Source organism: Emticicia sp. (assembly GCF_049241225.1).
Taxonomy (GTDB): Bacteria; Bacteroidota; Bacteroidia; order Cytophagales; family Spirosomataceae; genus Emticicia.
In genome coordinates, this window is sequence record NZ_JBMLRC010000369.1 from 23288 (window position 1) to 30267 (window position 6980).

5 protein-coding genes are annotated in these 6980 nt (G+C 38.4%); all 5 read left to right on the top strand.

Going from position 1 to position 6980, the window contains the following annotated elements; genetic code table 11:
- Positions 1–6: 6 nt before the first annotated feature.
- Positions 7–759 (top strand): LytR/AlgR family response regulator transcription factor, encoded by a 753-nt coding sequence (locus ACOVO2_RS19545; protein WP_421771592.1) that lies wholly within the window; start codon positions 7–9, stop codon positions 757–759.
- Positions 756–2657: a histidine kinase gene (locus tag ACOVO2_RS19550; RefSeq protein WP_421771593.1), complete on the top strand. Its 1902-nt coding sequence runs from the start codon at positions 756–758 to the stop codon at positions 2655–2657. Before ACOVO2_RS19545 ends, ACOVO2_RS19550 begins: the two co-directional genes overlap by 4 nt.
- A gap of 122 nt (positions 2658–2779) precedes the next feature.
- Positions 2780–3643: a C1q-like domain-containing protein gene (locus tag ACOVO2_RS19555; protein WP_421771594.1), complete on the top strand. Its 864-nt coding sequence runs from the start codon at positions 2780–2782 to the stop codon at positions 3641–3643.
- Between the two features lie 30 nt (positions 3644–3673).
- Positions 3674–5953 (top strand): VWD domain-containing protein, encoded by a 2280-nt coding sequence (locus ACOVO2_RS19560; protein ID WP_421771595.1) that lies wholly within the window; start codon positions 3674–3676, stop codon positions 5951–5953.
- Positions 5954–5957: 4 nt separating this feature from the next.
- Complete coding sequence (locus ACOVO2_RS19565) at positions 5958–6866, top strand: hypothetical protein (RefSeq protein WP_421771596.1); 909 nt, start codon at positions 5958–5960, stop codon at positions 6864–6866.
- The last annotated feature ends 114 nt before the right edge of the window (positions 6867–6980 follow it).

A 6980-nucleotide genomic window follows, 5' to 3' on the forward strand; every position in this document is an offset into this window, starting at 1 on the left:
AAAGCAATGATTTCTGTAATTTTAGTAGATGACGAAACCGAGTGTTTGGATATTCTGGAAGCAGAATTGAAGCGTTTCTGCCCCGATTTTCAGATTCTACAAAAGTTCGATAATCCGATTGAGGCCGTAAATTTTATTAATCAAAATACTTTTGATGCCCTCTTTTTGGATATTTCGATGCCCCTTCTCAATGGTTTCGATTTGCTGAAACAAGTCTCGAATATTGACTTTGATGTGGTTTTTGTAACCGCCTACGATAATTTTGCCCTTAAAGCATTTGATTTTTGTGCCGTTGATTATTTGGTAAAACCCACCACCAAAGAAAGCCTTTTGCGAGCCACCGAAAAGATAAGAAGCAAGCAAAAAAACATCAATATGAAGCAAAACATTGCTCTTTTGCTGGCCAATATGCAAAAAGATTTACAAAAAAGGCAGCAAGTGGCCATTCCGACTTTTGAAGGGCTGGAATTTGTGAATATGCAGCAGATTACCTACGCTAAAGCTGATGGCAATTACACCACAATCGTGCTACAAAACCAAGAGAAAATTATGATTTCGAAAACCCTCAAAGAGTTTGAAGGCATCTTGAATGACTCGACTTTTGCTCGAATCCATAATTCGTATTTGGTGAATCTCGAGCATGTCAGAAAGTACATCAAGGGCGATACAGGCTCGGTGATTTTGAATGATGGAACAACCTTGCAGGTTTCGAGAGCCAACAAAACCAAATTGATGAGCATGGTAAAATTTGGTGCATGAAAAAAAGCATTTTCATACTACTACTTTGGGGCTTTTACTTGCCTCTACTCGCTCAAAAAACGATTGAAATTGACAGCAGTTTTCAGCGAAAAGAAATCATTGATTTATCAGAACAAACGCTTTTTTTACTGGATTTGACCAAACAAAAAACGATTGATGATATTAGAAAAAGTCAATTTCAAGGCTTCAATAGGCTACCCGATTTTAATCATACTTCAAGATATAAAGCCAATGTTTGGCTTCGATTTCAGCTAAGAAATTTTTCAAAAACCGACACTTTAAAAGCCCTTTTTTCGGCAGGAAGTAGCTTTCGAACCAGCGTCTATATATTTGATAATCAGAAACTTGTAAATCAAGCAAGTAATGATAAACTATTGCCCGACCAACAACGTCCTTTTAGGTTTGATGGACAATATTTACCAATCATTATTCCACCCAAAGCCACGTATGATTTTTATGTTGAAATCAGTCGATTTTCGATGAAAAAAATACGAATTCAGCCGACGGTGGTTACTTATGAATGGGAAGCAAAAAAGAAAGAAAGCGACCTTTACGACAACCGTTTTGCAATTGGCAGCAATTATGCTCTTCTCGGAATTTTATTGTTTTTGGCTTTATTTACATTCCTGCAATATTTGCTCAACCGACAACGCTATATTTTGTATTATTCGCTTTACCTTTTTGCCATGTCGGCTTTTGTAGCTTGGGGCTTTGAACACTCCTCTTACGGCTTCTTTCTGCTAAAATATTCTTCTTTGCTACTGATTTCTCTCCGACAAAACTTCTATGTGTTGGTGGCACAGTTTTGTTATTTTTTGTTTATCGGCGAGTTTTTGGCCTCTACGCACTCACACCCACGCATCGGTAAAACGAATAATTTTTTACTCAAAAGCATAGGCATTCTGATTGCTCTGGAGGTACTTTTTACACTCATTTTACAGCGATACGACTGGGAGGTTTATCTCAGTATTTTCACACAAGTTTTTTTATCAGTTTTGGGGGCGTTGATGCTGTTTTATGTCTATCAAATCAAAACCAAACTGGCTTTTTATATCAAAATTGGTAGCACTTTTTTGCTTTTGGGGGGCATTTTTGGGTTTATTTCGAGTTGGATGAACTGGGTTCCGCAAAGCTCCGATTTGCTCGACCACTACCCAAATGTGTATTTTAATGCCTGTATTTTGCTCGAAATTTTGTTTTTCTCGATGGGTTTGGCCTATAAAGCTACCGAAGTTATTCATCAGAAAAACGATTTGGAACAGGCCGTTTCTTTGTCAGAACTCAACACACTTCGTTTGCAGATAAATCCGCATTTTTTGTTCAATAGCCTTAATTCTATCAAGAGTTACATCATCAAAAACAAAACCGATGAAGCTGCCGATTATCTGACCGATTTCTCGACACTCATTCGTTCGATTCTGCAAAAATCAAAGGAGCAAGTAGTGACGCTCAAAGAAGAACTTGATACGATTTTGCTTTATACAAAACTCGAGCAGCTACGTTTTCAGAAAAAATTCAACTTCATTTTTGAGATTTCGCCCGAAATTGATACTGAAAACATTATGATTCCAGCATTGCTTCTCCAACCCTATATAGAAAACGCCATCAAGCACGGCTTAACCAACAAGAAAGAAAAAGGCACTTTACAACTCATCGTAAGAGATTTGGAAGAAAACATAGAAATTCTGATTGATGATGATGGAATCGGCAGAAAACGTGCCACCGAACTAAAAAGCAATTCAGACGGACATCAATCAATGGGCCTGAAAATCAACGAAGAACGCTTGAAACTCCTCAACAAAATTCATGGTTGGGACATTCACTGCCAAATAATGGACAAGTTCGACTCAAAAAATCAGCCAATCGGTACAAAAATTATCCTCACGATTCCGAAATAAGGCTTACCAATTTTCTGCCATTTCATACAAGTTATCAACTCGCAGCCACCAGTTACTCATTGTAGCTTGTGGTTGTGTTTTGGTTTTAAGAGTTTTGGGCAAATCTTAAAATTCTTATACCCATGAAAAAAATCCTATTCTTTTTGTTTTTCACGCAATCTCTTATCGCACAAGTACAAACCCTTCCGAACTCTATCGGCATTGGCACAGGCATTAATTCGAGTATTCCACTTCATATTAATAAAAATGGCGAAATAGCTCGATTTCAAGGAGCTTCGCCTTATGTTTCGTTATACGATGGCCTGAATATGAATGGTTATCTACAAGCTATTGGGCTCAGATTCGAAATAGGCACAAAAAACAACTACGACATGGATTTCTATACAAGTGATACCCAACGAATGAATATTAGTGGCTCGACTGGGAAAGTTACATTCAATAACGGTATTCAGCTTTTAGGTGGTTCATTGCAGGCTGCTGGAGGAAATAGTGGTACCGATGGAATGATTTTGGTTTCAAAAGGTTCGGCAAACCCACCTGCTTGGGAGAATAGAAAAGTTGGTTTTGATTCTTACTTAAGTAATGGTTTATCAATACCTAATAACACCGATGTAATATTATCAGGCTTAGTAGAGAGATATGATTTTAGCAATAATTTTGATAATTCGACTGGAGAGTTTACTGCACCTTCTGATGGTCTTTACAGTTTTACCGTAAAGATTCAATATCCTTCATCAGCTTCTTATAATGGTGTACCTGCTGTAATAAGAGCTTATAAGAATTTCGTACAAAGGGAGCAAATTAACAAAATTCTAAGGGTAAATTCTGGTAATAACTATTCAGAAAATTTAGAATGTACTTTTCAAATGGCTTTACAAAGCAACGATATTGTATATTTTACATTCTTGCAGGTCTCTGGTAGTACCCTCAATATCAGTGGTGGGTATAATGGGAATAGGACAATTTCAGGATACAAAGTGTTTTAAATCGATGCCTCCAATACTGGATTTACTACGATGAAAAAAATAATTTCTTATTTATCTATATTTTTACTTCTTTCTTGCTCAAAAGACACTATCCCGAGCGGTGGAAATACCACTAATCCAACCTTCAAACTGAGTGAGCCTGCTTCATTGACTGCTGCCCAACAAGCCATCATAACCAACCCCAACATTGCGGTTGGTTATGTGGCATCTTACGAAGACAAAAAACTGCAAGTGATAGCCGCAGGCAAAAAAAACACGAGTGGAGAAATGACCAATCTCGAAAAATTGATTTTGGTAAACACCACCAACAATGCTTGGATAAAGTATGACTTCAATGCCGATTTTTTGCCTTCAAAAGCCGAAACATCCAATGGTTTTATCATTGAATTTAGCAATTATCAAGGAACAAAATTTGATATTATCGTCAAAAAAAAGGCTGACGGTAAAGAAGTTACCTCAAAAAAAGGAGAAACAATGTACGAAGGCAATCTCGAACTGGCTCAAAAAGCCAAAACCTACTTTGCCAATGGCATTGATTATACCAAAAGTGGACGAGTACAGGGTATTTTAGTGTGTGATAAAACCATCGGTGGAATTGCCGCAGGTGCATACATTGCACAAAACATTGCGGGTTGTATCACGGCAGGCACAGCACTTTTGGCTGCTCCCGAATTGGGAATAATAGCCACCTTTACGGCAGGTCGAACAGCCCTTGATGCGTGTAGCGAAACAAAAAAATTGATTGATAACTTGCAAAATAATCGCCCTGCCATTCAATGTCCCGAGGCGGGCGGAGCCGAACAAAGTTGTTTTTCAAATATTGTTAGTGAAACAGGTCAGGCATTATCGAGCTGCGGGCAAACCGTGGCAAATACTTGGCTCACTCGAAAGGCGTGTGAGTGTAACGACCAACTTCAAACCCGTGACCTACTCGATGGCGTGGGTAGCGGACAAGGCGACCCGCACATAACTACCCACGATGGCTACGATTATGATTTTATGGGACATGGCGAATTTACGGCTGTGCAAAGCACGACCGACAAGTTTTTGATTCAGGTTCGTCAAGAACCTATGAACGCTACCGAAAAACGTGCTACTATTAATACAGGTATTGCAGTAAGATTTGAAAAAGATGTGATAAATGTTTTCTCTAATCCTTTTAAATTACTGATTAATGGCGAGAATCAAAGCGATGCTTTTGCATCTAAACGCCTTTCGGACAATACGTTGGTCACGAAAAACAGTGAAGAAATCAGGCTACTTTCGCCCACAAAAGATGAAGTGATTATCAGATACAAAAACCGAATAGATTATTTGGTTTTTCTGAACCCCGACCGCAAGACAAAATTAAAAGGAATTCTCGGAAATTTTGACGGTAATCGAAATAACGACCTGACTTTGGCCGATGGAAAACTGCTGACCGATAAATCGTTCAAGGGTCTATACCCTGCCTACGCCGATGCGTGGAGAATCAAGCAAAACGAATCAATTTTTACGTATGAAAGCGGAAAATCTACCACAAACTACACCGATGTGAAGTTTCCGTATCAGGAATTTGCTTTTAGCCTCACGGCACTTCAACAAGCCGAAAGTCGCTGCCGACAAGCTGGTATCAACCGTGAGCCATATCTGAGCCACTGCATTTATGATGTCAGCCTAACGGGCGACATTGCCTTTGCGGAGTCGGCCAAATGGGCTCAAAGTTTAGCTTCGTTCAGCACGCTGCCTGTGGCATCTGATATTAGTTATTTTCAGGGTGTAAGGCTCGAAGTGGGTTCTCGCCAAAACCAAAGCGATATTAAAAACGTGATTGATTTTGATGCGGGTAAAACCTACACTTTTGCCGAAGCCAAAAGCAATCGAGCCATTGATGGCGTGGCATATTATGACATCATTCAGAGTGCTATTTGTACGTTTGGTTTCTTAAAAACCTGCGGAATTTCGTGCGGAGTTGGTTCTTTGAATGATTATCTCAAATCAATTTCATGGAACATCTGGAACACAGGAATGATTCAAATCTCGAATGGCTCCGATAAAGCATTCAAGCTAAAAATCACCAACATTGATTTCTATAATGTACAAAATTCGGCTGGCATTGCGAGCTTACTCCAAAACAAGCTCAAAAAAGATTCTGACTACGAAAATGGCGTAGCGGTAATCGAAGATTTCGACAAAGGCATTGATAACCAACATGTATTTGCGTTCATCACCGCCGATGGCAAGCAAGGTTTATTCCGAATCACAGGTACGGGCATTAATCCAATTACAAAAGTTTCATATTATGACATCGACATCAAAATTCAAAAATAAACCCATGAAAAGAATCATTTTATCTCTCTTTTTTGCCTTTGTGGGGCTGTGTAGTATTGCACAAGTACAAACTCTTCCAAACAGCATCGGAATTGGTACGGGTATTAATTCAAGTATTCCACTCCATATCAATAAAAATGGCGAAGTGGCTCGTTTTCAAGGAACTTGGCCGTATGCAACATTTTATGATGGCATCAATATGAATGGTTATTTACAAGCCATTAATTCAACTTTTGAAATTGGTTCAAAAAATTACTATGATTTGAACCTATATACGGGCGATGCCCCAAGGATAAATATCAATGGCAATAATGGTATGGTTACAGTCAATCAGAAATTAATTGCACAAAACGGTATCAAACTCACAGGTCCACTTCAAGCACAAGGCGAAAGTGTTGGTGCTGATGGAATGATTTTGGTTTCAAGAGGAAATGCTACCCCTGCGTGGGAAGAAAGAAAAATTGGTTTCAGTAGTCATTTAAATACCTCTCAAGGGTTTCCAAACTACACAGAGGGTTTTCTGAGTGGTTTTCAACAACGATTTGACGATGGTGGCGATAATTTTAATCCAATAACGGGTGTTTTTACTGTACCTTCAAGCGGACTGTATCACTTTAAATCAACCGCTGTAATTGCAAAATTTGTCAATTCAGACCCATCTATCAATGAAGGAATTGGAACAATAGCTTTTTATGTGAACAGTGTAAAGAAAGACCAGAAAACATTCACCTTCAAAACAAATTCTTCTTACGCTTTATTCTATGATGCTGAAACCTACCTTAAACTCAATCAGTCTGACATCGTAACTGTTTCATTTATACAGATAAATGAGCATCTCATAAGCGTTGGTCTGCTTGGTTCAATTTCCACAAATTATGGTTTTACGAGTTTTACAGGTATTAAAATTTACTAATCAACAGAAAATAGTATTTAAATATATGAAAAAAATAATTCTTCTCCTCCCCATAATTTTTCCAATTATAACTTTCGCCCAAACCTTCACCGCCGAAACTGGCTATTTGTATCT